This is a genomic window from Nocardioides sp. Root122 (genome assembly GCF_001425025.1).
Lineage (GTDB): Bacteria > Actinomycetota > Actinomycetes > Propionibacteriales > Nocardioidaceae > Nocardioides.
In genome coordinates this window covers 72,490-96,744 of record NZ_LMDE01000010.1, presented here as the reverse complement: position 1 = coordinate 96,744, position 24,255 = coordinate 72,490, and the positions used below count along the sequence as shown (strand labels likewise).

The following is a 24,255-nucleotide window of genomic DNA, read 5'->3' as shown; positions in this document are numbered from 1 at the left end:
GCCCCGCTCCTCAGGCCTCGAAGACCGGCTCCCCGGCGATCCACGTCGACCGGACGCGCGCAGCACCGATGTCCTCGGGCGTCTGGAACGGGTCGGTGTCCAGCACGACGAGGTCCGCGACCGACCCGGCAGAGACGGTGCCGGCGTCGTCGCGGTGGTTCACCCACGCCGACCCGCTCGTGCACGCGGCGAAGGCCACCTCGATCGGGAGAGCCTGCTCGGGGAGGAAGGGGTCGGTGCCCGCCGGCCCCGGTTCGCCGTACGACGTGCGGTGCACCGCGGTGTGGATCGCGGCCAGCGGGTCGGGCGTGCTGACCGGCCAGTCGCTGCCGGCGACGAGGCGGGCGCCGGAGGCGTGGAGGTCGGCGAAGGGGTACTGCCGTCCGGCCCGCTCGGCACCGAGGAACGGCATCGTCAGCTCGGTCATCTGCTCGTCGAGGCACGCCCACAGCGCCTGGATGTTGGCCGCGACCCCGAGCCGGCCGAAGCGCGGCACGTCGTCGGGGTGCACCAGCTGCAGGTGCGCGACGTGGTGGCGGCGGACCGGGTCGGTGCCCTCGAGCGCGTCGAGCGCCTCGCGCACGCCGCGGTCCCCCAGCCCGTGGAAGTGCACCTGGAAACCCTGCGCATCGAGCTCGGCGACGTACGACGGCAACCGGGCCGGGTCGACGAAGGAGATGCCGCTGTTGCGGGTCGCGTGGCCGCAGCGGTCGAGGTAGGGCTCGACGAGGGCGGCGGTCCCGTTCTCCGCCACGCCGTCCTGCATGATCTTGACCGCGGTCGCGGAGAACCGGCCGCGCGACCACTCGGCCCGCTTCGCGACCATGTCGGCGACCTGCTCGATCCCGCGGTCGCGCTCCCACCACAGCGCACCCACGACGGTGGCGACCAGGTCGCCGTTCGCCGCGGCGCGGGCGTAGGTCGGTCCGGCGTCACGCATGCCCGAGTAGGCGCCGACGATCGCGTCCTGCCAGCTCGTGATGCCCAGCGACAGCAGGTGGCGCTGGCCCTCGAGGAAGCCCGCGTGCATGAGCGCGTCGTCCGCGGCGGGCAGCACCCCGGCGAGGAGGTCCATGGCGCCCTCGTGCAGCACGCCGGTCGGTGAGCCGTCCGGGTCGCGCTCGATGCGCCCGTGCTCGGGGTCGGGCGTCGCCGCGGTGATGCCGGCGAGAGCCAGGGCGCGGCTGTTGGCCCACATGCCGTGGTGGTCGCGGTTGACCAGCGCGACGGGCCGGTCCGGCGCCACCGCGTCGAGCTCGGCCGCGGTCGGCAGGCCGCCCGGGAAGGCCGCCATAGCCCAGCCACCGCCCTGGACCCACGCGAGCTCCGGGTGCGCAGCGACGTAGTCCCCGATGTGGACGAGGTAGGCGGCGCGGTCGACCGGCACCTCGCTCAGGTCGCAGGCCAACCGCTCGATCCCGCCCTGGATCGGGTGCACGTGCGCGTCGGTGAAGCCGGGCAGCAGCAGGCCGCCGGCGACGTCGACGACGGTCGCACCCACGGGCGCGACGTCCTCGCCCAGCGCGACGACCCGGCCGCCATCGACGACGACGTCGCCGACCGCACCGAGGTAGGCGTGCCCGTCGAAGACCGTCGCGTTGCGGAAGACTGGGCTCACGCCGGCCATCCTGCACCCCGCGGCCCTCCCGTGGCAGCACGGCAGATACGTTCGTGAGCCATGTCGACTCTCTCGGGCACGGAGCACGAACGGGGCCTCGCCCGCCTCGCCCAGCGCAGCGCAGCATGGACCGAGAAGTGGTTCCCCGACGCCTACGTCTTCGCCCTCGCCGGCGTCGTGCTCGTCGCCGTGGCCGCCATGGTCAACGGCTCGAGCCCGGTGCTGGTGGCCGAGACGTTCGGCGGCGGCTTCTGGGACCTCGCCCAGTTCACCCTGCAGATGGCGATGGTGGTGCTCACCGGCTACGTCGTGGCCACCTCACCGCCCGTCGCGAAGGTGATCGAGCGGATCGCCCTCTACCCGTCGAGCCCGCGCGGCGCGGTCGCCTTCGTGGCACTGCTGTCGTGCCTGGTCTCGATGCTCAACTGGGGCCTGAGCCTGGTCTTCAGCGGCCTGCTCGCCCGGGCCATCGCGCGGCGCTCCGACCTGCGCGCCGACTACCGCGCGCTCGGTGCCGCGGCCTACCTCGGCCTGGGCGCCGTCTGGGCGCTCGGGCTCTCGTCCTCGGCCGCGCAGCTGCAGGCCACCCCGGCGTCGCTGCCGCCGGAGCTGCTCGAGATCACCGGGGTGCTCGACTTCGGCACCACGATCCTGACCTGGCAGTCGCTCACCATGGCGGCCGTCCTGATCGCGCTGAGCGTCGCCGTCGCGTGGGCCTCCGCGCCCCAGGGCAAGGCGATCAGGACCGCCGAGGACATGGGTGTCGACCTCTCCGACGAGGTCGCGCCGCTGGCCGAGCGCAGCCGCCCGGGCGAGTGGCTGGAGTACTCACGGATCCTGCCGCTCCTCGTCGGCCTGCTCACGCTCGGCTGGCTCGTCCAGCAGCTGGCGACGCTGCCGTTCCTGAGCGTGATCAGCAGCCTCAACGGCTACCTGATGGTCTTCCTCATCCTCGGCCTCGTGCTGCACGGCACGCCGCGCGGCTTCCTCAACGCGGTGACCAAGGCCGTGCCCACCACGGCCGGCGTGCTCGTCCAGTTCCCGCTGTACGCCGCCATGGCCGCGGTCCTCACCCGGGCCGAGGGCCGGGGCGGGGTCACCGTCTCGCACCACCTCGCCGACCTGTTCACCAGCATCGGCGGCGGCGGCGCCTTCGCCGTGGTGATCGCGCTCTACACCGCGCTCCTCGGCCTGCTCGTCCCCTCGGGCGGTGGCAAGTGGCTCGTCGAGGCGCCGTACGTCATGCAGTCCGCGACCGACGTGGGCATGAACCTCGGCTGGACCGTCCAGATCTACAACGCCGCGGAGGCGCTGCCCAACCTGGTCAACCCGTTCTTCATGCTGCCGCTGCTCGCCGTGCTCGGCGTCCGGGCGCGCGACCTCGTCGGCTTCACGTTCCTGCAGTTCCTCTTCCACCTGCCGGTGGTGCTGCTCCTGCTGTGGCTGCTCGGCACCACCTTCGAGTTCGTGCCGCCGGTGATGCCCTGAGGTCGTCCCCGGCCCGGGCTAGCGTGGCGGGGTGGAGGAGGAGCAGCTGCGGCGCTCGGTCGACGCGGCGATGGTTCCGATCGTCGCCTCGCTCGCGCCGGCCGGCGTGCTGGAGGCCCACTGGCTGCCCGACCGGGCCGGCGACCCCGTGGTCTGGATCCGGGTGCGCGGCGAGGCCGATCGGGTCGCGGTGGAGTCCTACAGCTGGGTGCTCCCCCAGGTGCAGATCATCCTCGCGCGGCTCGGCCTGGCCCCCGACAAGGTCCTGGCGCTCCGGCTCGAGGTCACCTCCGGAGAGGCCGAGGACCGGCTCGTCGACGAGTGAGGCCGTCCCTGCCGTGGACGACCCGCCCGTTGCTTCGGGGACTCATGGGTACCGTCGCTCCAGGACATCGGTCCGCCCCACCCTGCTGACCGAGGAGGTCGCGTGACAACCGAGCTGTCGCACGGCCCTGCCGGGGCGAGCGCGCCGGTGCGCGGACTCCTCGTCAGCGCGCACGCCGGCCCGGCACTCGCGGTGACGGTGCTCGCCGCCCTGCTCGCCGCCGCGCAGGGCCTCGATGTCGGCCGCGCCGTGGTGCTCGTGGCCGCGGTCCTCGCCGGGCAGCTGTCGGTCGGCTGGAGCAACGACCTCATCGACCTCGTCCGTGACCGCAGCGCCGGGCGCACGGACAAGCCTTTGGCCGCCGGGACCGTCCCGGTCGTCCTCGTGCAGGCGTGCTGTGGCGCGGCGGTCGTCGCGTGCGTCGTCCTCTCCCTGGCCTGCGGCCTGCTCGCCGGTCTGGTGCACCTCGGGTGCGTCGCGGCGGCGTGGGCCTACAACCTGGGGCTGAAGTCCACCGTCCTGTCCTGGCTGCCCTACGCGCTGGCCTTCGGCGGCCTGACCGCGTTCGTCACCCTGGCCGACGGCGAGGCGCCGCCGTGGTGGTGGCCCGTGGGGGCCACCCTGCTCGGCGTCGGCGCCCACCTGCTCAACGTGCTGCCCGACCTCGCGGACGACGCCGCGACCGGCGTACGCGGCCTGCCGCACGTCCTGGGTCCCCGGCGGATCGCTCCCCTCGCCGCCGGTGTCCTGGTGGCGGCCACGATCGTGGTGCTCGCGGGCGCCATGCCCCCGCTTCCGGTCGCGGTCGCCGCCGGCGCCGTCGTGACGGTCCTCGCGGTGCTCGTCGTCAGCGGCAGCGGCCGGCGGCCGTTCGTGGCGGCCATCGGCATCGCGCTCGTGGACGCCGTGCTGCTGGTGGTCGCCCGATGACCGCCGAGCGCTGGGACCTCGTCGTCATCGGTGCCGGTCCGGCCGGCTCTGCGGCCGCCCTCGGCGCCCTGGCCGAGCAGCCCGGACTGCGCGTGCTGCTGCTCGACCGGAGCGACTTCCCCCGCGACAAGTCGTGCGGCGACGGCATCGCACCGCACGTCCTCGACGCACTCGCAGAGGTCGGCGCCGCCGACGTCGTCGACGACTGGACGCCCCTGCGCCACCTGTCGCTCTCCCACTCCGACGTCGAGGTCGCCGGCCCGATGCGGCGCGAGGTCCACGTCGTGCCCCGGCAGGTCTTCGACGCCCGGCTGGTCGAGCGGGCCGTGGCCGCCGGTGCCGTGCTGCGGCGGCACCGCGTGTCGTCGCTCGGCGCCGGCGCCGACGGTCCGGTCGTGTCCGACGAGCTCGCCGCACGCGTCGTGGTCGGCGCCGACGGGGCGCACTCCCTCGTGCGCGAGTCACTCCTCGGACGACGTCGGGAGCCCCGCGCGATCGCCATCCGCGGCTACGCCCCGACGCCCCCGGAGATCGCCGGGCGCCAGGTGATCCGCTACGGCGACCGGCGCCAGCCGTCGTACGCCTGGGCCTTCGACCGCGGCGACGGCCTGGCCAACGTCGGCTACGGCGAGCTCCTGCCGGGCGAGCGGGGCACCGGCAGTCCGCCGAGCCGACAGCTCCTCCTCGACCAGCTCGAGGAGCTCATCCCGGGCGCGGCGAGCACCGGCAGCGACTGGCGGGGCCACCACCTGCCCCTCAGCGGGTGGCGCTGGGACCAGCCCGACGGGCCGACGTTGCTCGCGGGTGACGCCGCAGGACTGGTCAACCCGATGACCGGCGAGGGCATCTACTACGCCGTCGCCACCGGGATCGCTGCGGGCCGCACCGCCGCACGCAGCCTGGCCGCCGGCACGCCGGAGGGGGCCGGCGCGCTCCACCGCCACGGCGTACGACGCCTGCTCGGCGCCCACCTCAAGCACACCTGGACCGCCTCCCGGCTCGCCCGGTCGCCGCGCGTCGTGGACGCCGGCATCCGGGCCGCCGGCCGCGACCGGCACGTCTTCGACACGCTTGTCGAGATCGGCCTCGGCGACGGGCGCATCGACGCCCGCCTCGCGGCCGGCCTGGCCCGCGCCCTGCTGCACCCACACCGACCCACCCCCACCCCCGAAGTCACGATGAGGAAGACGCCATGAAGATCCTCTCCGCACGCGGGGCCCTGCCCCCGCACTCCCACCCGCAGGCCGAGATCACCGAGGCCTTCGCCGAGTTCATCACCCAGGGCAGCCTCGACCGCGCGCTGCTGCGGCGCTTCCACGCCAACGCCGGGGTCGAGCGACGTCACACGGTCCTGCCGCTCGACCAGTACGCCGGGCTCACCGACTTCGGCCACTCCAACGACCTCTTCATCGAGCACGCCGTCGAGCTGGGCTCGCGGGCGCTCGTCGACGCCCTCAAGGCGGCCGACCTGACGCCGTCCGACCTCGACCTGGTGGTCACGGCGACGGTCACCGGGCTCGCCGTCCCGTCGCTGGACGCCCGCATCGCCGCCCAGGTCGGCCTCCGCGAGGACGTACGACGGATGCCGCTCGTCGGCCTCGGGTGCGTGGCCGGCGCGGCCGGGATCGCGCGGGTGCACGACTACCTCCTCGGCCATCCCGGGCACACCGCCGCGCTGGTGGCCGTCGAGCTGTGCTCCCTGACCGTGCAGCGCGACGACACGTCGGTGCCCAACCTGGTGGCCAGCGGGCTCTTCGGCGACGGCGCCTCCGCGGTCGTCGCGGTCGGCGACCGCGGCCGACCGGGCCCCGTCGAGGTGCTGGACTCGCGCAGCCGGCTCTACCCCGACAGCGAGCGGACGATGGGCTTCGACGTGGCCGCCAGCGGCCTGCGGATCGTGCTCGACGCGGAGGTGCCGGCCCTGGTCGAGCGCTTCCTGCGCGACGACGTCGACCGCTTCCTCGCCGAGCACGACCTCACCCGCGACGACATCGGCTGGTGGGTCTGCCACCCCGGTGGCCCCAAGGTGATCGAGGCGCTCGAGTCGGCGCTCGAGGTGCCTCGGGACGCCGTGCAGCTGACCTGGGACTCGCTGGCCCGGGTCGGCAACCTGTCCTCGGTGTCGGTGCTGCACGTCCTCGAGGACACGCTCCGCGACCGCCCGCCGGCACCCGGCACCCACGGCGTGCTGCTCGCCATGGGCCCCGGGTTCTGCTCCGAGCTGGTGCTGCTGAGGGCCACCGCATGACGACCCTGCTGGCGTTCACCGTCCTCGTGCTCCTCGTCGGCCTGGAGCGCCTCGCCGAGCTCGTGGTCTCGGTCCGCAACGCGGCGTGGAGCAAGGAGCGCGGCGGGATCGAGACCGGGCAGGGCCACTACCCCTTCATGGTGGTCCTCCACACCGGCCTGCTGGTCGGGGCGCTCGTCGAGGCCTGGGTCCGCCGGCCCGACGTGCCGTCGGTGCTGGCCTGGTCGATGCTCGGGCTCGTGGTGCTCTCGCAGGCGCTGCGCTGGTGGTGCATCGGCACGCTCGGGCGCCGCTGGAACACCCGGGTCATCGTCGTGCCCGGTCTCGCGGCGGTGCGCTCGGGCCCCTACCGGCTGCTGTCCCACCCCAACTACGTCGCCGTCGTGGTCGAGGGGTTCGCCCTCCCGCTGGTGCACGCCGGCTGGATCACCGCCGTCGTCTTCACGGTGCTCAACGCCGGCCTCCTCGCCGTACGCATCAGGGCCGAGGACACCGCGCTGGCCACGCTGCCCGCAACCCCGCCGCCCTCATCCGGCCAGCCTGCCCGTGCGTGACCTCGTGGTGGCCGGCGGTGGCCCGGTCGGGATGGCCGCGGCCCTGCACGCGCGCCGTCTCGGCCTCGACGTCGTCATCCGCGAGCCGCGCCCGGGCCCGATCGACAAGGCCTGCGGCGAGGGCCTGATGCCCGGCGCCGTTGCCGAGCTCGCGGCACTCGGGGTCGACCCCTCGGGACGCGACCTGACCGGCATCCACTACCTCGACGCCGCGACCGCCGGACGGGGCGCCACCGCGCCGTTCCGCGCCGGCGCCGGCCGCGGGGTGCGGCGCACGGTGCTGCACGCCGCGCTGTCCGACCGGCTCGCGGCCGCGGACGTGCCCGTCGAGCACCGGCCCGTGGAGGACGTGCGCCAGGCGGGTGACCACGTGGTCGTCGACGGTGAGCCGGCCCGGTTCCTGCTCGCCGCTGACGGCCTCCACTCCCCCGTGCGCCGCCTCGTCGGGCTCGACGCACCAGCGTCCGGACGTCCGCGCTTCGGCCTGCGCTGCCACGTCGAGCAGGCGCCGTGGACCTCCTACGTCGAGGTGCACTGGTCGCCGCGCGCCGAGGCCTACGTCACCCCGGTCGCCGACGACCTCGTGGGCCTCGCGGTGCTCGTCGAGCGGGGCACCCGCTTCGAGGACGTGCTCGAGGACTTCCCGGTGCTGCGCGAGCGGCTCACCGGCCCGCGCACCCGGGTGATGGGCGCCGGCCCACTGCGCCAGCAGGCGCGCGCCCGGGCGGCCGGGCGGGTGCTGCTCGCCGGTGACGCCGGCGGCTACGTCGACGCGCTGACCGGCGAGGGGATCGCCCTCGGCCTCGCGCAGGCGCGGGCCGCCGTGGGCTGCCTGGTCCGGCAGCGACCCGAGGACTACGACCGGCTGGCACGGCGCCTCGCACTGCGCCACGAGCTGCTCACCCGCGCGCTGCTGAGCAGCACCGCGCACGCGCCGGTGCGTCGCCTGCTCGTGCCGGCCGCCCGCCGGGCCCCGTGGCTCTTCTCGGCCGCCGTCAACCAGCTGGCGCGCCCGATCGAGGTGCCGGCCTGACCGGCTCGGGCCCGCTCAGCGGACCACGGCCACCGGGCACTCGGCCCGGTGGAGCACGACCTGGCTCACCGAGCCCAGCAGCAGGCCGCTGAAGAAGCCGAGCCCGCGCGAGCCCACCACGACCAGTGACGCGCCCGCGGAGGCGTCGACCAGGGCCTGGCCGGGAGCGACCGGGACGACGGCCTGCTCGAGGCGTACGTCGGGGTGGTCCTCGCGGACGCCTGCCACGCTCTCGGCGAGCAGCCTCTCGCGCTCCTCGGTGTCGACGCTGCGGGGCGAGCTGCTCCACACGTCGGTCGAGGGGGCGTGGACGCGCCACGCGTGGATCGCGACGACGGTCTCGCCGGTGTCCTCGGCGCGTCGGCAGGCGTAGTCCAGGGCGGTCGCGCTGGAGCGGGAGCCGTCGATGCCGACGACGATGCGCCGCGCCTCCGGGTCGCGCGCCTGGCGTACGACGACCACCGGGCAGGTCGCGTGCCGCGCGAGGTGCTGGCTGACGGAGCCGATCAGCGCCTCGCCGGTCCTTCCGTGGCCGTGGCTGCCGACGACGAGCATCGAGGCGGACTCGCCGGCACGGAGCAGGACGTCGACGACGTGGCCGGTCGCCTGGTCCAGGGTGGCGGAGCCGACCCCGGCATCCGAGAGCGTCTTGTCGGCCTGCTCCAGCAGCGCGGAGGAGTCACCGACCGGGATGTCGACCACGCCGGCCATGCCCACCCCGCCCGCCATCCCGCCCCAGGTGGGCGGCACGACCGCGTTGACCGCGAGGACGCGCAGCGGCACGTCGGTGCGCAGCGACTCGGCCGCGGACCACTGCAGGGCACGCTCGGCGTCGGCCGAGCCGTCGTAGGCCACCAGGATCGGGAGTGTCGTCGTCATGCCTCCACGCTGGCTCGGCGGGGGCGCGCAAGGCAGGGCCCGAGGTCCCCGGATCGGCGGGCGAAGGTCCCGTCAGGGGGGAGCGGTCAGCCGACCTTCATCTCGCCGAGCTCGTTCCAGCCGTCCTGGTCGACGGCCGTGGAGACGATGGCGGGCGTGCGGGCGAGGTACTGCGGCAGCTCGGCCTGGGCGGCTTTGAAGTGCTCCGACCCGACGTGGGCGCCACCGGCGTCGCCGTCGCGGAACGCCTCGACGAGGACGTACTCGTTCGGGTCGTCGAGGCTGCGCGACCACTCGAACCACAGGCAGCCCTCCTCGGCGCGGGTGGCCTCGGTGAAGGCCCGCGAGATCTCGGGCCACGACTCGGCGTGCTCCGGCAGCACGGGGAACTTGGCGGTGATGAAGATCAAGGTGACTCTCTTCTCGATCGGTGACGGGTCGTCGGCTCGCGTGGCGGTGCTCGGTGCGGACGTTGCGGGTATGGTGCCGCCCGCCGACCGCAGCGTGCATCGCTCTGCCCAGCCGTTCGGAGACGATACCGAGCACGGCCCCGACGACGACCGCCAGCGGGGCCCGGCCGGTGTCGAGAGCCAGTCCGAAGAGGCCGAGCGGGCGCCGAGCTTGGCGCGAGCCGTGGCATGGTCTGCAGCAGGTTGACCCGGTACGACATCCACCTCCAGCGCCGCTAGTCGTCGGACGGACGAGAACGGCGGCGTCCGTGGGAGGGACGTCGCCGCTCGAGCGTGGCTCGCCAGGCATCCCGTGCTGCGAGGTTCCCGGAGATCCAGTCCACCGACTCAGCCATCGCGTCGTCCTGGCTCCACCAGCGCAGGACGATCACCCAGAACCCGTGGGCACCTGTGTCGCCGACGTGGTCGTCGACCGCACGAAGTGCTCGCTCCAGCCCGGGACCGTCATCGTGGACAGCCGCGACGAAGCCGCGAGCGACGGCGACGTCCACCCGCCCCTCCGTAACTCCGTAACCACCCGCGGCCGCGGCCGCCTCGTCGAGGAGCCGGTGCGCCTCGACTGGTTCGCGCCCTGCCTCGAAGAGCGCTTGTGCCACGAGGTGCGTGACCGCGCCCCATGCCGAGGCGTCCTCGTCGTCAGGCCGCTTGCGCAGACGGGGGTCGGACCGACCGGTCCAGCCGTCGACCAATGCGAGCTCGGCTCGGTAGAGACGCTCAAGACCGAGGTCTCCGGACGCCATGGAGTCGGCCAGGCCACGCTCGTAGTGGGATCTGGCCTCGTCCCATCGTGCGTGGTAGCGCGTGACGTCGCCCAGCACGCGGTGCAGGTCCACCCGGGAGTCGGGATGCTCGGCGAGGGCGACCAGCTCCTGGAAGCGTCCCGTCTTCAACAACACCAGGGCGAACATGGTGTGGACGTGGACGGCGACGTCCGAGGGCAGCACGCCGTCGCTGATGATGTCCGAATAGGCATCAGCGGCGGCCCGCACCTCCCCCGCATTCAGCAGAGCGGTGGCACGTAGGGACCGCACCCACACGCGATCGACGGGACTCAGTGCGTCCAGGAGGGCTCGGTCCAGCGGTTTCGCGGCCTCGGCGAAGGACGTCTGGCTGTGCGCATCCACGACCTGGCACAACCGGGACAGCGCGCCTGCGGGAGTCTTCAGCGAGCCGAGGTCTCGTACGCCGGACAACCCGCCGTGCCCGGCCAGGCGGCGCGCCACTACGGACAGCCAGTCCACGGGCAACAGGAACTCGTGGGCGAGAGCCAGGCCCTGCACCAGGCACGCCCGTAGCTCGCGGGTGTCATTGGACCGGGCCGCACGCTCGGCCAGGCGGTCGAACACGCGGCGCGCGGCCAAGTTCCAGTCGATGTCTGTCCACGAGTCCCACGAGGTCGTGTCGGCCCGCAGTGCCCGACGCAGGGTGGAATGCAGGGACAGAGGCCAGACCCGGAGAACGTCACGCTTCACGAAGTCACGTTCCAGGAGCCCCATCACCGCCCCGTCGGCGACGTGGCCCGCGGCGGCGCGGACGAGATCGGCATCGAACGACTCCAGGAGTGCCGCTCCCCGCATGACCGCCCGCTCCTCCATGGAGAGGTCCGCAGCGAGTCGGGTGGCGAGAGCGGAGAAGGGCACGTCGCCCTGGATGTCGTCCGCTGTGCCTTCCGCCATTGCCTGCTGGAAGTGCTGCGCGGCAAGGTCGAGGTAGAGCGGCCACCCTCCTGATGCGGCCACCATCTGCTGGCGTACCGCCGGGGGAATCGCCGCCTCACCGTGCACCAACAGTCGCTCTGACAGGTAGGTGTCGGAATCCCTCTCGGAGAGATCGCCGACCCGCACCTGGGACGCGGCCTCGGTCTCGGCCAGACCCGGCCAGCATCGAGGGCCGACGTAGTCCAGCTCGCCCAGCAGCGACTCGTGGGCCCAGTCAAGTCGGTTGCGCCCGCCGACTACGAAAAACACGTTCGGCAGCAGGAAGCAGATCCGCTGGATGGGCTTCTCCTGACGGCGACCCCTGTCCTGCACCTCCTCATACGTGTCCCAGAAGACGGTGACGGGAGGATTCCCCGCCTGCTGCAGGTCCCACGACAACAGGGCAGGCAGGTACCCGATCGACTGCTCCGCTGTTGTGGGGTCCAGGAAGATCGGGAGGTCATCGCACTCGGCGATGGCGTGCTTGACGCGCGCCCGGTCAATCAGGAGCCGATGCACGGCAGACGCCAGCTTGGTCGTGCCGTGGACGACGGACGACGACTCGACGACGCTGGACACGATGTCCATGACCGACGACTCCATGTCGGCGGCCAAGTCGTACTTCCGGCTCAGCCGACCCAGTACACCGTGCTTGGCGGTGTACATCTCGATCGACTCGCCTGGGTGAGCCACGCTCCAGTAGAAGTGGAGCGCGAAGTCGAAAGCCGTGCACCGGATACCCAGCTGCCCGACGCACGCTCGCAGCCGCAGCACCATCTCCTCGAGGTCGAACACCGACGGTGAGTCGAAGTCGATGACCTCGCTGGCGCGCGCGATTCCATCTTCGTCGAACTCGCGTCGCAGACGGTGCAACAACGACGACTTGCCGATACCGCCCGTTCCGTAGAAGTGCAGCACGTTCGTGCGGGGCGCCTCTCGTCCCAGTGCCGCGAGATCGTCCAGCGAGGCGCGGTGGGCGTCCCACGCGCTCCTGAAGCGAGCGAGCTCGTCGACCCTGTTGGTGAACACGGGCCGTGCGCTCACGATGCTCGCGCCCACGCGGAACCGGTCGCTGAACGGGTCGCTCACAGACGGGCCTCTCGATGCGGGATCAAGGCTGATGGGTGCGGTGCACACTCGTCCGTCCCAAGGCGGCGTCAGGCTACTATGCGCCCGTGTCTCGCGTCCGCGTTTACTGGTGGCGCGAGCAACCGAACTTCGGCGACGCGATGAACCCCGTTCTGCTCGAGAGGTTGTTCGGCGTCACGGTCGAGTGGGCGCCCCTCTTGGAGGCCGACCTCACGGCCAGCGGCTCCGTCATCCAGTGGATCACCCCCGCCGTTCACAACCGCCCACGGCCAATCCGCGTTTGGGGTTCTGGCTTCATCCACGACCTGGAAGCAGCCCCTCCACTGGCGGAGGTCGCCTACCACGCGATCCGCGGACCTCGTTCGCGCACGCTCGCCGGGGCCAACCCCGACACGCCTCTCGGGGATCCGGGCCTGTTGTGTCCGGAGGCATTCGGCGCGCGCCCGACGACCACGCACGCCATCGGCGTGGTCCCCCACCTGTGGGACCTTGGGAGTCTCGTGCTGGCCGAGGCTGTCGCACGGTCGAACGCTCTGCTCATCGACGTACGCCAGGACCCGGAGGTCGTCATCAGCCAGATAGCCTCGTGCGAGCACGTCTTCTCCTCCTCGCTCCACGGACTGATCGTGGCCGACTCCTACGACGTCGCGACCACTTGGTTCACGAGCACCGAGCTGTTCGGCGGCACGTACAAGTTCGACGACTACCACGCATCCGTCGGGATGACGCGGGAGCCGCACGTGCTCAGCCCGGGCGACGACCTCGTCGCGCTGGCGAGCAGGTGGGACGGTCGACGTCCAAACGGCCTGTCGGACCTCCGCGACGAGCTCTACGCCGCCTTCCCGACCTTCGACTGAGTGCCTCGCCCGACCTAGGCTGGCGCCGATCGCCATGACCCAGGACCCTCCCCGCTCCCGCCGGCTGCTGCTGGTCGTGGACGCGCCCTCGCTGCTGCACCGCAACCACCACGCGCGCGCCCACACGGGCCTGCGCGACCGGTCGGGGCGCCCGATCTGGGCCCTGCACGGCATGCTGCGCCAGATCCTCGAGTCGATCGACACCATCGCGCCCGACGCCGTCATCTTCGGGCTCGACGACCGCACCGGCTCGCTGCGGCGCGACGCCTACCCCGACTACAAGGCCGGCCGTGCCGAGAAGGACCCCGAGCTCGTCGACCAGCTCGACCGCGCCGGCGCCCTCCTGGACGCGCTCGGCCTGGCCACGCTGACCCCACCCGGGCTCGAGGCCGACGACGTCAACGCCTCCGGCGCGACGTGGGCCGCGGCCAACGGCTGGGACTGCGTGATCATCACCTCCGACCGTGACGCCTTCGCCCACATCAGCCGGCACACGCAGGTGCTGCGGCTCATCGACGGCGGCATCCACGGCTCCCCGATGCTCAACCCCGCGCGCCTGTTCAACATGTACGGCGTCCGCCCGGCCAACTACCTCGCCTTCGCGGCGCTGCGCGGTGACGCCAGCGACAACCTCCCCGGCGTGCAGGGGATCGGCGAGAAGACCGCCGCGATCCTGCTCGACGTCGCCGGGTCCATGGACGCGGCCTGGGCCGACGTCGACCACCTGGGCGGGCGCTCGCTGGCCGCCGCGCTCGACGACTGGGCCGCGGAGAACGGCGCGCGCCGCCTCGGCGAGACCGTCGTACGCCGTCTGGCGGCGCCCGGTGCCCGCGCCCGCTACGACTTCAACGTGGAGATGATGTCGGGCAAGGACGACCTCGACCTCGGCCTCACCCCGGACGTGCCGGGGTCGCGCGGGCTGCTGCCGCTCGACCTCGACCGGGTGACGAAGGTGGTCGGCTTCCTCGACAACGACTTCACCACCGACTTCGCCGTGCGGGTGCTCACCTCCCCGCCGGCCTCGTCCGGCTGAGCCTCACCGCCGCCTGATCCGGATCGGGCCCGTCGCGGTGGCCAGGTCGACGACCTCCCCGCCCCGGGTGATCTCCACCTCGCCGCGGTCCACGAGCCGCGCTGCCGCGGCCCGCGCCGGGTCCATCAGGTCGCGCCACGAGTCCTCGTCGCCGACCTCCCGGGCCGCGTCGAGGGGCAGATGGTCGCCGTGGGAGCACGCCTGGCGAGGAGCTCCAGGATGGCCGCCTCCAGCCGCTGGTCGATGTCGGGCACGGCTCCAGTGTGCCTCGGCCCGCCGCGCCGGGGTGACGTCCGAGTAGTTCACCGAATGTCCACCTGCGCGCCCCTCCGCGGCTCACCGGGCACGGACAGAGTGAGGCCGACACGCGACCTGCACCCACTCGGCACGGAGACACCCATGACGGACACCACCCCTCGCCCGCTCCCCAGCACACCTTCCCGCCTCCTGCCGATGGCAGGGCTCACTCACGGCAACCGCAGCGCGGTCACCTGTCACCTCCGGTGCGGCGACGCCTGCTCGGTCGCTGCGCCCAACGTCACCGACACGTCGTACTTCCGCGACGTCGCCGCGCAGGCGCTGCGCCGGCGCACGGTCGTCGGCGCAGGACTCACCGCCGCCGCGCTCGGGGTGGTCGCCGCCTCCCCCGCCGCGGCCGGTCGCGGCGGGCACGGCGACCCGTCAGGTCACGGCGGCCACAGCGGGGGCGCCCCGCTGGCATTCGCGGCGATCGCACCCGTCGCGACGACCGTCGACGACGTCACGGTCCCCGCGGGCTACGACTGGCAGGCGATCATCCGCTGGGGCGACCCGATCCTGCGCGGTGCGCCGGCCTTCGACCCGGCCCACCAGACGCCCGAGGCCCAGGCAGGCCAGTTCGGCTACAACAACGACTACCTCGACATCATCGAGACCAACCGCTCGGGCACCCGGGCGCTGCTGGTGTGCAACCACGAGTACACCAACGAGGGCATCATGTTCCCGCCCGGCACGGACCTGACGACCCTCGCCCGCACCGCCTGGGCCGCGCACGGCATGTCGGTCGTCGAGCTCGAGCGGCGTCGCCGCGGCGACACGTGGCGCTACGTCCCCGGCGCCCGGCTCAACCGCCGGATCACCCTCGACACGCCCTTCGTCCTCGACGGTCCCGCCGCCGGCTCCGACCTGCTGAAGACCGCCGAGGACCCGACCGGCACGACGGTCCGCGGCACCATGAACAACTGCTCCGGCGGCACCACGCCCTGGGGCACGGTGCTCTCGGGCGAGGAGAACTTCAACCAGTACTTCAAGGCGGCCGGCACCACCCCGCGCGAGACCCGCTACGGCCTGTCCGCCACGCAGGACGCCCGCAACTGGCGCTCCGTCGACCCGCGCTGGGACGCCACCCAGCCGGCATACGCCAACGAGCCGAACCGCTTCGGGTGGGTCGTCGAGATCGACCCCTCCGACCCGCGCTCGACCCCGGTCAAGCACACCGCGATGGGCCGCTTCAAGCACGAGGGCGCCAACGTGATCGTCAACCGCGACGGGCACGTGGTGGCCTACATGGGCGACGACGAGCGCTTCGACTACCTCTACCGCTTCGTGTCGAAGGACCGCCTCCACGGGCGCGGCGGCAGCTGGCGCCGCCACGGCAACCGCTCGCCGCTCAGTGAGGGCGACCTGTCCGTCGCCCGCTTCACCGGCGACGGCCTCGAGGACGGCGTCAGCGACGGCACCGGCGAGTGGATCCCGCTCACCCGGGACGGCCAGTCGATGGTGCCCGGCTTCAGCATCGAGGAGGTGCTCGTCTTCACCCGCCTGGCCGCCGACGCCGTCATGCCCACCAAGATGGACCGCCCCGAGGACGTGCAGCCCAGCCTCCACAACGGCAAGGTCTACGTCGCGTGCACCAACAACACCGACCGCGGCAAGGTCGGCAAGGAGGGCCCGACCGAGCCCAACCCGCGCGCGGCCAACAAGGACGGCCACGTCGTCGAGATCACCCCGACCGGGGGCGACCACACGGCCGCCACGTTCAGCTGGGACCTGTTCCTCATCTGCGGTGACGCCGCTTCCGCCGGCACCTACTTCGGCGGCTGGACCGGTCCGGTGTCCCCGATCTCCTGCCCCGACAACGTCGCCTTCGACAGCGTCGGCAACCTGTGGATCTCCACCGACGGCCAGCCGAGCGCCATCAAGCTCAACGACGGTCTCTTCAAGGTGCCCGTGGAGGGGCCCGAGCGCGGCCGCGTGCAGCAGTTCCTCGCCGTGCCCGCGGGCGCGGAGACCTGCGGCCCGGTGATCCACGACCGCGACGGCTCCGTCTTCGTCGCCGTCCAGCACCCCGGCGAGGACGGCACCTGGGACGCGCCCCAGTCGCGCTTCCCCGACTTCGTCGCCGCCGGCACCACGCCGCGCCCCGGCCAGTTCTCCGGCCCGCGCCCCTCAGTCGTGCAGGTCACCCGCGCCTGACGCGCACTTCCTGATCGACCCACCCGGTCGCGCCGGGCCCCACGGCCCGGTGCGACCGGCGCACGCCCCTGCCCGGAACTCGGACCCGAAGGACTCGTCATGCCCCTACCCATGCACCCACGTCGTACGACGCTCGCTGCACCACTCGCCGGCCTCCTGGTCGGCTCCCTCCTCCTCGCCGCCCCCGTCGCGCCCGCCCGGGCCGACGCAGACGGCCACGGCCACGGCCAGCACGGTCACGGACACAGCCGGACGGTCGAGGTGCCCACCCTCGTCGGCCGCGCCACGATCGACGCCGACTTCCTCGCGCCGGGCCCACCGTCGGGCGCACAGATGACGCCCGGGAACGGGCGCACGGGCCCGTTCCCGGGCCAGGTGGTTCCTGGCTTCTCCGCCATGCTGGACAACGGCGACGGCACCTTCTGGGCGATGCCGGACAACGGCTTCGGCGCCAAGGCCAACTCCGCGGACTTCCTGCTGCGGATGTACCTCGTCGAGCCCAGCTTCGAGGGCACTGGCGGCGACGGCACCGTCGACCTCCCCGACTTCATCTCCTTCGCCGACCCCGACCACAAGGCGGGCTTCCCGATCGTCAACGAGGACACCGACGAGCGCCTGCTCACCGGTGCCGACTTCGACATCGAGTCGGTGGTCCGCCTGCGTGACGGCAGCTTCCTCGTCGGCGACGAGTTCGGCCCGTACCTCCTGCACTTCGACACCGACGGCGCCCTCCTCGAGGCGCCCGTCCCGCTCCCCGGAGTGCAGTCGCCGCAGAACCCCGCGCTCGGCGGCGCCCAGCCGACCCTCCCTGCCAGCAAGGGCTTCGAGGCGACGGCGTACGACGGCTCGCGCTACGCCTACCCGGTCCTCGAGGGCGCACTCGTCGCGGAGACCGACCAGCGCGTGCGCTGGATCAACCAGTTCGACACCCGCACCATGCGCTACACCGGCAAGCGGTGGGCCTACCGCACCGTCGAGGCGGCCAACCTCGTCGGCGACGCGTTCATGACCGGCCGCAACCGCGTGCTGCTCCTCGAGCGCGACAACTTCGGCGGCGCCCAGGCGGTCACCAAGCGCATCGTCGAGGTCGACCTCGGTCGCACCGAGCCCGGCGGCCACCTCGTCGCCGAGCCCGTGCTCGACCTGCTCGACATCGCCAACCCCGACGGCATCGGCGCGGGCGACGGCTACGGCACCGGCGACCCCTTCGCCTTCCCGTTCGTCTCCGACGAGACAGTGGTGCAGCTGCGCGACGGCAGCTTCGTCTTCACCAACGACAACAACTTCCCCGGCGACGACGCGCGTGTCGACGGCACGCCCGACGACATCGAGATCATCCACGTCGAGATGCGCCGCGAGCGCGTGGCAGCCGGCGGCCCGACGGTGTTCGCGCACCGCGGCGCCTCGGGATACCGCCCCGAGCACACCATCGCCGCCTACGAGCTCGCCGCTCGCCAGTGCGCCGACTTCGTCGAGCCCGACCTGGTCATGACCGAGGACGGCGTGCTGGTCGACCGTCACGAGCCCGAGATCGGCGGCACCACCGACGTCGCCGCGCACCCCGAGTTCGCCGCTCGTCGCACCACCAAGCAGGTCGACGGCCGCGCCGTCACCGGCTGGTTCGTCGAGGACTTCACCCTCGCCGAGCTCAAGACGCTCCGCGCGGTCGAGCGCCTCCCCCAGCTGCGGCCGGAGGGTGCGACCTACAACGGCCTCTACCAGGTGCCGACCTTCGACGAGGTCCTCGCCTTCGCCCGCCGGACCGAGACCTGCGACGGCCAGCCGATGGGCGTGATCCCCGAGATCAAGCACAGCACCTACCTCGCCCGGGCCGGCCTCCCGGCCGAGCAGCCGGTCCTCGACGCGCTCGCCCGCAACGGCGTACGTCCCGGTGACACGCCGGTCGTGATCCAGAGCTTCGAGGTCGGCAACCTCCAGCGCCTGTCACGGATGACCCGCTTCGACCTGGTCCAGCTCATCGACTGCGCCGGAGCGCCCTACGACCAGGTCGCCGCCGGCACCGGCGTGACGTACGCCGACCTGGTGACCCGGGCGGGCATGCGCGGCGTCGCCCGCTACGCCGACAGCGTCGGGATGTGCAAGGACGTGATGATCCCGCGGAAGGCCGACGGCAGCCTGGGCACGCCGACCGAGGCGATCCGCAACGCCCACCGGGCCGGTCTGACGGTGACGGGGTGGACCTTCCGCCGGGAGAACACCTTCCTGCCGCTGGACTTCCGGTCCTCGGCCGACCCGGCCGCGGTGGGCGACCTGGCCGGTGAGATCCGCGTCTTCCTCCGGGCGGGCATGGACGACTTCTTCACCGACAACCCGGACGTGGGGGCGGCGGTGGCGGCGAGCGCCTGACCACCGCGACCACGGGTCCCTACGATCGGGCCATGCCCCGCCCGCTCGCCGCGACCACCACGGTCGCCGTCGCCTCGACGGCGCTGCTGGTGCTGGCGGTCGGGCAGGGCTGGCTCGGACCCGACGTCGGCCGGGGCGCGAACTTCTGCGAGGCGCCGCGCCCCGGCTGGGTCCGTCAGCCCGCCAACACGCTGTCCAACGTCGGGTTCGTCATCGCCGGGCTGCTGGTGGCCGCCCGCGCGGGCCGGCTGCCGGCCGACGGGGTGATGTCGCGGACGGTGGCGACGGTGCTCGCGTGCGTCGTGGTGCTGCTCGGCCCGGCCTCGGCAGCCATGCACGCCACGCAGAGCACGTGGGGCGGCCACCTCGACATGCTGAGCATGTACCTCGTCGCGGGGTTCGCGGCGGCGTGGGCCTGGGTCCGCTGGACGCGCCGCGGCACCACGGCCTTCGCCACGGCGTACGCCGCCTGCGTGCTGCTGTGCGAGCTCGCCGGGCTCTGGACGGACCCGGTGCCGGTGGTGCACTACTCCGGGAACCTGGCGTTCGGGGTGCTCCTCGTCGCGGCCGTCGTGCTGGAGACCCGCATCTGGCGGCGCGGCGAGACCGCCATCGTCTTCCGGCACGGCGTCGTGTCCCTGGCCGCGATGCTCGTCGCGTTCGGGATCTGGCTGCTGAGCAACGCCGGCTGGTGCGACCCTGCGTCGCTGCTGCAGGGGCACGCCGCCTGGCACCTGCTCTGCGCCGTAGCGGCGTACTGGCTGTTCCGGTTCTACGCCTCCGAACGATCGGTGAACACCGCCGCTGGGAGGTTGACCTGGGCCGAGGTCGTGTAGGTAGATGGACCGGCTCCGGGCACCTCCGGGGCGACTCGGATCTCTCGGAAAGCGGTTCTGCATGACCTCGCAGCCCACCCCCAACCGTCGCGCCGTCCTCACCGGTGCCGCCGCCCTCACCGCCGCAGGCTTCGTCGCGCAGCCCGAGGCGGCCCTTGCCCACCCCGGGCGGCACCGCACGCGGCTGACCGTGCTCGGCACCACCGACCTGCACGGCAACGTCCTGAACTGGGACTACTTCAAGAACCTCGAGTTCGACAACACCGCGCACGACGACATCGGCATCGCCAAGGCGGCCACCCTGATCAAGGCTGGGCGGGCCAGGCTCGGGCACCAGCCCGTGCTGACCCTCGACGCCGGCGACACCATCCAGGGCACTCCCCTGGCCTACTACTACGCGCGCATCGACCCGATCACCGGCGGCTCCATCCACCCGATGGCCCGCGCGATGAACCTCGTCGGCTACGACGCGGCCGCGCTGGGCAACCACGAGTTCAACTACGGCCTCGACACGCTGCGCACCTTCGAGTCCCAGCTGGACTTCCCGCTGCTGGGCGCCAACGCGGTCGACCCGGCGACCGGTCGCCCGGTGTTCCCGCCCTACGTCATCAAGCGGTTCAAGGTGCGGGGCGCTCCCGACCTGAAGGTCGGCGTCCTCGGGCTGACCAACCCCGGCATCGCGATCTGGGACAAGGCCAACGTCGAGGGCAAGGTGGAGTTCCCCGGCTTGGTCGAGCAGGCCCGCCGCTTCGTGCCCGAGCTCAAGCGGCGCGGCTGCGACGTCGTCGTGATCAGCGCGCACAGCGGCGCCGACACATCCTCGTCGTACGGCGACGCGCTGCCGTGGCCGGAGAACGCCGCCTCCCTGGTGGCCGAGCAGGTCCCGGGCGTCGACGCGATCCTCGTCGGCCACGCCCACAAGGACATCCCCCAGCGCCTCGTCCCCAACGCCCGCACGGGGCAGCAGGTGCTGCTGTGCGAGCCGGCCTACTGGGGCATGCGCGTGGCGGTCATGGACCTCGACCTCCAGCACGTGCACGGCCGCTGGAAGGTCGTCTCGTCCCACGGGCAGACGCTCAACTCCAACACCGTGGCCGGTGACCCGGCGGTGCTGGCCGCCGTGCGCGCGCAGCACGACACCGTCGTCGACTACGTCAACTCCCCCGTCGGCACGTCGGCCGCCGCACTGTCCGCAGCGCGTGCGGTCGTCGAGGACGTGCCGATCATCGACTTCGTCCAGTACGTCCAGGCCGACGCCGTGAAGGCGGGCCTGAGCGGCGCCGACGCGGCGCTGCCGGTGCTGTCGATCGCAGCACCGTTCAACCGCCAGGCGTCGTTCCCGGCCGGCCAGGTGACCGTCCGCGACGTCGCCGGGCTCTACATCTACGACAACACCCTGCTCGGCGTGAAGGTCACCGGCGCCCAGGTGAAGGACTACCTCGAGTACTCCGCCCGCTACTTCAAGCAGGTCTCGGGTCCCGGGCCGTTCACCATGGACCAGGTCACCAACGCCGTCACGGCGACCGCCCCCAACGGCACGCCCGACTACAACTTCGACTCCGTCGCCGGGCTCGACGCGGCGCTGACCTACGACATCGACGTCTCCCAGCCGGTGGGCTCGCGCATCCTCGACCTGTCCTACAACGGCCGGCCGGTCACGGCCGACCAGGAGTTCGCGATGGCCGTCAACAACTACCGCCAGTCCGGGGGTGGCGGCTTCCCGCACGTCAGCACGGCACCGGTGGTCTACAACCGCCAGAACGAGATCCGCCAGCTGCTGATCGACTGGGTGACGGCCAACGGTGTGATCGACCCGGCCGACTTCGCCTCCGTGGACTGGCGGCTCGTGTCGGGCGGCCAGCCGATCACCGTCACCTGAGGCAGCCGGTCTACGAGCTGACCAGCACCCGGCGCGGCTCCTCGTCGCCGCGCCGGCGTGCCGCGGCCGCGCCCACCAGCAGGCCCAGGAGCGCACCGGGCACGAGCCAGCGCCAGCCGGAGAGCGAGAACCAGGACGAGTCGTCCGCCGGGGGCGCCGCGGCGGCCGGGGTCGCCGGGACGTCCGCAGCGGAGGCGTTCCCGGCAGGGACGGAGACGGCGGTGGGCTCCGCGTCGTCGTCGAGGACGCCCTGGAGGAGTCGCCGGAGCGCCTTCGCGGGGCCGAGCGACTGCCACTCACCGGCGACGTTCGCGGTCGAGGTGGTGGACACCCACACGTTGCCATCGGCGTCGAGCTGCAGCCGGTCGAAGCGCCACGGCATCACGTCGTGCACCATCCAGGTCAGCTGGTAGCCCTCGCCCGCGTAGCCGGGCGGGCTTGCCTCGCCGCTGGTGTCCCCCGGCGGCAGCAGCCGCACGAGGGCGTCGTACGCCGCATCGCTGTGGTAGAGCGCGCCGGCGCCCGTCCCGGGCTGGGTGACGAGCACGCTCGTCGGTCCTCCGGCCGTGGCGGTGCCGGGGAGCCCGACGAGGGCGGAGAGGGCGAGCACGACGACGGCCAGGATCCTGCGCATGGCTCCTCCAAGAAGGTGGGTTCGGGCGGGTGCCGGTGATACACCCTCGCCCCCGTAGGTGGTCGAGTAGCGCGCGAGGAACGAGCGAGCGTATCGAGACCCGGAGGGGTGGGTGCCGGGGATACACCGCCGCCTACGGAGAGGTTCCCGTATCCACCGACTCGGCCACGGCCACCGCCTCGTCGAGACCGAGGTCGCCCTCCAGCCGCAGCGTGAGGTCGCCGCTGAGCCACACCAGCGTTGGTGCCGACAGCCGGGACGGAAGCTGTCGGACGTCACCGCCCGGGGCGAGGACGGTGACCCGGTGCGGCGTCGGGAGCCAGAGCGCGTCGCGGCCTGCGACGGCGACGTGCTCGGCCTCGGGCGCGGTCTTCCAGAAGAGCGGCTCGACGGTCCCCAGGAACTCGTCGAGCCGCACCGTCCCGTCGTCGGTCGTCCAGCTCAGCGAGACGACGGACGCGTCGTCGGAGACCTCGACGGCGTCCGGTGCTCCCAGCGCGTCGGGCACGACGGGCTCGAACCCGGCGAGCGCCGCCGCCTCCGCGAGGTCGGCGCCGCCGGATGCGGCGGGAACCGTGGGACTGCTGGTCACCCGGTCGCCGGAGGTCACCGCGACGCCGTGGAAGCCGAACCACTCCCGGAGCGTGGCTCCCACCGGTGAGGCCACGACGCCACCGGCGAGCGCACCGAGGAGCAGCCCCACCACCCAGCGTCGCCACCGTCGGGCAGGGCGGGCACCGTGGACCCGATCCATGACCGAGTCCGCGAGCCCGGCGGGCACGTCCACCCGCAGGTCGTGGGCCAGCTCGGCCAGGCGCTGCTCGATCGCGTCAGGCATGGTCCACGCGCTCCGTCGTCGTGCCGAGGTCCTCGCGGAGCCGGCGCAGTCCCCTGCTCAGCCGTGACTTGACGGTGCCGCGCGGCAGGCCGAGCACCACCGCCGTGGTCGCCTCGTCGAGGTCGAGGAGCCAGCGGCACACCACGACCCGGCGCATCGCCTCCGGCAGCCGGTCGACCGCCGAGAGCAGGTGCTCCTTCGCCTCGCGGTCCGCGACCTCCACGGCCGGGTCGAGGAGCTCGGGTGGCAGCGACCGCGACGCGCGCTCCTCCCGCGCCGAGCGACGTACGGCGCCGCGGTGGGCGTTGCGGGTCTCGTTGGCCACGATCCTCAGCAGCCAGGGACGGAACGGCCGGTCGGCGTGGAAGCGGTCCAGCGTCCGGAATGCCTTCACCAACGCCTCCTGCACCACGTCCTCGGCGTCCCCGCCCGCACCGAGCAGCACCGCCGTACGCATCGCCATCGGGGCGTGGCGGCGCACGAGGACGGCGTACGCGTCGGTGTCACCGGCGCGCACCCTGCCGATGAGGTCGGCGTCCGGCACGTCGTCGTCGGCGCTGATCGTCACTCCCGTCCTGAGGGTCCCAGCACCGTGTCTACACCGCCGCGGCGGCGGAGGTTCCGCGATCCGGGTCTACGTCCGCCGGGCGAAGGTGACCTTGTTGTCGGCGTGGACGGTCATGGCGTAGCGGGGGTCGTGGGCGAGGCGGTGGTGGTTCGGGCAGAGCAGGCGTCCGTTGGTGAGGTCGGTGAGGCCGCCGCGGGACCACGGGTCGTCATGGTGGGCGTGGCAGCCCGACGCGGTGGTCTCGCATCCCTTCGCGGTGCAGCCGCCGTCGCGGAGGCCGAGGGCGATGCGCTGGGCCTTGGTGAAGAGTCGAGCCGCGCGGCCGAGGTCGAGGGGCTGCGACGCGGTGCCGAGGACGACGGGGATGATCCCGGCCTCACACGCGAGTCGACGGGCCTGGGCGGCGGACATGCGGGTGCCGTCGTCGAGCAGCGCGGTGGCGTGCTCGCCGAGGAGCT

General features: G+C 72.9%; 23 protein-coding genes. 14 read left to right on the top strand and 9 right to left on the bottom strand.

What is annotated here, in order from left to right; translation table 11 throughout:
* Nucleotides 1-10: 10 nt before the first annotated feature.
* Nucleotides 11-1,627: an amidohydrolase gene (locus ASC64_RS09685; RefSeq protein WP_056907340.1), complete on the bottom strand. Its 1,617-nt coding sequence runs from the start codon at nt 1,625-1,627 to the stop codon at nt 11-13.
* A 51-nt stretch (nt 1,628-1,678) separates the two neighbouring features.
* Here ASC64_RS09685 and ASC64_RS09680 point away from each other — a divergent pair, with 51 nt between their 5' ends.
* The 7 genes from ASC64_RS09680 to ASC64_RS09650 all read left to right on the top strand — a co-directional run bounded on the left by ASC64_RS09680 (nt 1,679) and on the right by ASC64_RS09650 (nt 8,196).
* A complete protein-coding gene (locus tag ASC64_RS09680; RefSeq protein WP_056907339.1) occupies nt 1,679-3,106 on the top strand; it encodes a short-chain fatty acid transporter in 1,428 nt (475 codons plus the stop codon).
* 31 nt (nt 3,107-3,137) lie between these two features.
* Nucleotides 3,138-3,431, top strand: a complete 294-nt coding sequence (locus tag ASC64_RS09675; RefSeq protein ID WP_056907338.1) for a hypothetical protein — start codon at nt 3,138-3,140, stop codon at nt 3,429-3,431.
* Between the two features lie 102 nt (nt 3,432-3,533).
* Entirely contained in the window at nt 3,534-4,361 is an 828-nt protein-coding gene (locus ASC64_RS09670; protein ID WP_235563634.1) for a UbiA family prenyltransferase, read from the top strand.
* The gene (locus ASC64_RS09665) at nt 4,358-5,557 is read left to right on the top strand and encodes an NAD(P)/FAD-dependent oxidoreductase (RefSeq protein WP_056907337.1); all 1,200 of its coding nucleotides are present in this window, start codon (nt 4,358-4,360) and stop codon (nt 5,555-5,557) included. Before ASC64_RS09670 ends, ASC64_RS09665 begins: the two co-directional genes overlap by 4 nt.
* Nucleotides 5,554-6,609 carry a type III polyketide synthase gene (locus ASC64_RS09660; protein ID WP_056907336.1) on the top strand — a complete coding sequence of 352 codons (1,056 nt, stop codon included), beginning with the start codon at nt 5,554-5,556 and terminating at the stop codon, nt 6,607-6,609. Before ASC64_RS09665 ends, ASC64_RS09660 begins: the two co-directional genes overlap by 4 nt.
* On the top strand, nt 6,606-7,163 hold the full coding sequence (locus tag ASC64_RS09655; protein WP_056907335.1) for an isoprenylcysteine carboxyl methyltransferase family protein: 558 nt from the start codon (nt 6,606-6,608) through the stop codon (nt 7,161-7,163). The genes ASC64_RS09660 and ASC64_RS09655 overlap by 4 nt, the downstream gene beginning before the upstream one ends.
* A complete protein-coding gene (locus ASC64_RS09650; RefSeq protein WP_056907334.1) occupies nt 7,156-8,196 on the top strand; it encodes an NAD(P)/FAD-dependent oxidoreductase in 1,041 nt (346 codons plus the stop codon). The genes ASC64_RS09655 and ASC64_RS09650 overlap by 8 nt, the downstream gene beginning before the upstream one ends.
* Nucleotides 8,197-8,211: 15 nt before the next feature.
* On the opposite strand, the gene ASC64_RS09645 is transcribed toward ASC64_RS09650, so the two are convergent.
* On the bottom strand, nt 8,212-9,075 hold the full coding sequence (locus tag ASC64_RS09645) for a universal stress protein (RefSeq protein ID WP_082550346.1): 864 nt from the start codon (nt 9,073-9,075) through the stop codon (nt 8,212-8,214).
* Nucleotides 9,076-9,161: 86 nt separating this feature from the next.
* Complete coding sequence (locus ASC64_RS09640; protein ID WP_056907333.1) at nt 9,162-9,485, bottom strand: putative quinol monooxygenase; 324 nt, start codon at nt 9,483-9,485, stop codon at nt 9,162-9,164.
* On the opposite strand from ASC64_RS09640, the gene ASC64_RS09635 reads away from it, so the two are divergent.
* Nucleotides 9,475-9,732: a hypothetical protein gene (locus ASC64_RS09635; protein WP_162245786.1), complete on the top strand. Its 258-nt coding sequence runs from the start codon at nt 9,475-9,477 to the stop codon at nt 9,730-9,732. The genes ASC64_RS09640 and ASC64_RS09635 overlap by 11 nt on opposite strands.
* 28 nt (nt 9,733-9,760) lie before the next feature.
* Here ASC64_RS09635 and ASC64_RS09630 read toward each other — a convergent pair whose 3' ends face one another.
* On the bottom strand, nt 9,761-12,331 hold the full coding sequence (locus ASC64_RS09630; protein WP_056907331.1) for a hypothetical protein: 2,571 nt from the start codon (nt 12,329-12,331) through the stop codon (nt 9,761-9,763).
* Between the two features lie 86 nt (nt 12,332-12,417).
* On the opposite strand from ASC64_RS09630, the gene ASC64_RS22740 reads away from it, so the two are divergent.
* Together ASC64_RS22740 and ASC64_RS09620 are read left to right on the top strand one after the other, a co-directional pair.
* Complete coding sequence (locus ASC64_RS22740; RefSeq protein WP_056907330.1) at nt 12,418-13,188, top strand: polysaccharide pyruvyl transferase family protein; 771 nt, start codon at nt 12,418-12,420, stop codon at nt 13,186-13,188.
* A gap of 34 nt (nt 13,189-13,222) precedes the next feature.
* Nucleotides 13,223-14,221, top strand: coding sequence for a 5'-3' exonuclease (locus tag ASC64_RS09620; RefSeq protein ID WP_056907329.1), 999 nt, complete (start codon nt 13,223-13,225; stop codon nt 14,219-14,221).
* 3 nt (nt 14,222-14,224) lie between these two features.
* Here the strand turns inward: ASC64_RS09620 and ASC64_RS09615 are convergent, their stop codons facing one another.
* Complete coding sequence (locus ASC64_RS09615) at nt 14,225-14,527, bottom strand: DUF3253 domain-containing protein (protein WP_235563632.1); 303 nt, start codon at nt 14,525-14,527, stop codon at nt 14,225-14,227.
* Between the two features lie 147 nt (nt 14,528-14,674).
* On the opposite strand from ASC64_RS09615, the gene ASC64_RS09610 reads away from it, so the two are divergent.
* From ASC64_RS09610 to ASC64_RS09595, 4 genes are all read left to right on the top strand, one after another.
* Complete coding sequence (locus ASC64_RS09610; protein WP_235563631.1) at nt 14,675-16,675, top strand: PhoX family protein; 2,001 nt, start codon at nt 14,675-14,677, stop codon at nt 16,673-16,675.
* Nucleotides 16,676-16,774: 99 nt separating this feature from the next.
* A complete protein-coding gene (locus ASC64_RS09605; RefSeq protein ID WP_200937659.1) occupies nt 16,775-19,042 on the top strand; it encodes an esterase-like activity of phytase family protein in 2,268 nt (755 codons plus the stop codon).
* 32 nt (nt 19,043-19,074) lie between these two features.
* On the top strand, nt 19,075-19,878 hold the full coding sequence (locus ASC64_RS09600; RefSeq protein ID WP_056907326.1) for a ceramidase domain-containing protein: 804 nt from the start codon (nt 19,075-19,077) through the stop codon (nt 19,876-19,878).
* A 61-nt stretch (nt 19,879-19,939) separates the two neighbouring features.
* Entirely contained in the window at nt 19,940-21,757 is a 1,818-nt protein-coding gene (locus ASC64_RS09595; protein ID WP_056907325.1) for a bifunctional metallophosphatase/5'-nucleotidase, read from the top strand.
* Nucleotides 21,758-21,767: 10 nt separating this feature from the next.
* Here the strand turns inward: ASC64_RS09595 and ASC64_RS09590 are convergent, their stop codons facing one another.
* The 4 genes from ASC64_RS09590 to ASC64_RS23135 form a co-directional block, all read right to left on the bottom strand.
* Nucleotides 21,768-22,391, bottom strand: a complete 624-nt coding sequence (locus tag ASC64_RS09590) for a hypothetical protein (protein WP_056907324.1) — start codon at nt 22,389-22,391, stop codon at nt 21,768-21,770.
* Between the two features lie 133 nt (nt 22,392-22,524).
* Entirely contained in the window at nt 22,525-23,229 is a 705-nt protein-coding gene (locus tag ASC64_RS09585; RefSeq protein WP_056907323.1) for a hypothetical protein, read from the bottom strand.
* The gene (locus ASC64_RS09580; RefSeq protein WP_056907322.1) at nt 23,222-23,797 is read right to left on the bottom strand and encodes an RNA polymerase sigma factor; all 576 of its coding nucleotides are present in this window, start codon (nt 23,795-23,797) and stop codon (nt 23,222-23,224) included. Before ASC64_RS09580 ends, ASC64_RS09585 begins: the two co-directional genes overlap by 8 nt.
* A 66-nt stretch (nt 23,798-23,863) precedes the next feature.
* Complete coding sequence (locus tag ASC64_RS23135; protein ID WP_442937963.1) at nt 23,864-24,229, bottom strand: DUF222 domain-containing protein; 366 nt, start codon at nt 24,227-24,229, stop codon at nt 23,864-23,866.
* Nucleotides 24,230-24,255 lie beyond the last annotated feature (26 nt).

Bases quoted from the DNA above. Each gene is read 5' to 3' on its own strand.
- ASC64_RS09685 (WP_056907340.1), bottom strand. From the start codon at position 1,627: ATGGCCGGCGTGAGCCCAGTCTTCCGCAACGCGACGGTCTTCGACGGG.
- ASC64_RS09680 (WP_056907339.1), top strand. From the start codon at position 1,679: ATGTCGACTCTCTCGGGCACGGAGCACGAACGGGGCCTCGCCCGCCTC.
- ASC64_RS09665 (WP_056907337.1), top strand. From the start codon at position 4,358: ATGACCGCCGAGCGCTGGGACCTCGTCGTCATCGGTGCCGGTCCGGCC.
- ASC64_RS09660 (WP_056907336.1), top strand. From the start codon at position 5,554: ATGAAGATCCTCTCCGCACGCGGGGCCCTGCCCCCGCACTCCCACCCG.
- ASC64_RS09655 (WP_056907335.1), top strand. From the start codon at position 6,606: ATGACGACCCTGCTGGCGTTCACCGTCCTCGTGCTCCTCGTCGGCCTG.
- ASC64_RS09645 (WP_082550346.1), bottom strand. From the start codon at position 9,075: ATGACGACGACACTCCCGATCCTGGTGGCCTACGACGGCTCGGCCGAC.
- ASC64_RS09635 (WP_162245786.1), top strand. From the start codon at position 9,475: ATGAAGATCAAGGTGACTCTCTTCTCGATCGGTGACGGGTCGTCGGCT.
- ASC64_RS09620 (WP_056907329.1), top strand. From the start codon at position 13,223: ATGACCCAGGACCCTCCCCGCTCCCGCCGGCTGCTGCTGGTCGTGGAC.
- ASC64_RS09610 (WP_235563631.1), top strand. From the start codon at position 14,675: ATGGCAGGGCTCACTCACGGCAACCGCAGCGCGGTCACCTGTCACCTC.
- ASC64_RS09605 (WP_200937659.1), top strand. From the start codon at position 16,775: ATGCCCCTACCCATGCACCCACGTCGTACGACGCTCGCTGCACCACTC.
- ASC64_RS09600 (WP_056907326.1), top strand. From the start codon at position 19,075: ATGCCCCGCCCGCTCGCCGCGACCACCACGGTCGCCGTCGCCTCGACG.
- ASC64_RS09595 (WP_056907325.1), top strand. From the start codon at position 19,940: ATGACCTCGCAGCCCACCCCCAACCGTCGCGCCGTCCTCACCGGTGCC.
- ASC64_RS09590 (WP_056907324.1), bottom strand. From the start codon at position 22,391: ATGCGCAGGATCCTGGCCGTCGTCGTGCTCGCCCTCTCCGCCCTCGTC.
- ASC64_RS09585 (WP_056907323.1), bottom strand. From the start codon at position 23,229: ATGCCTGACGCGATCGAGCAGCGCCTGGCCGAGCTGGCCCACGACCTG.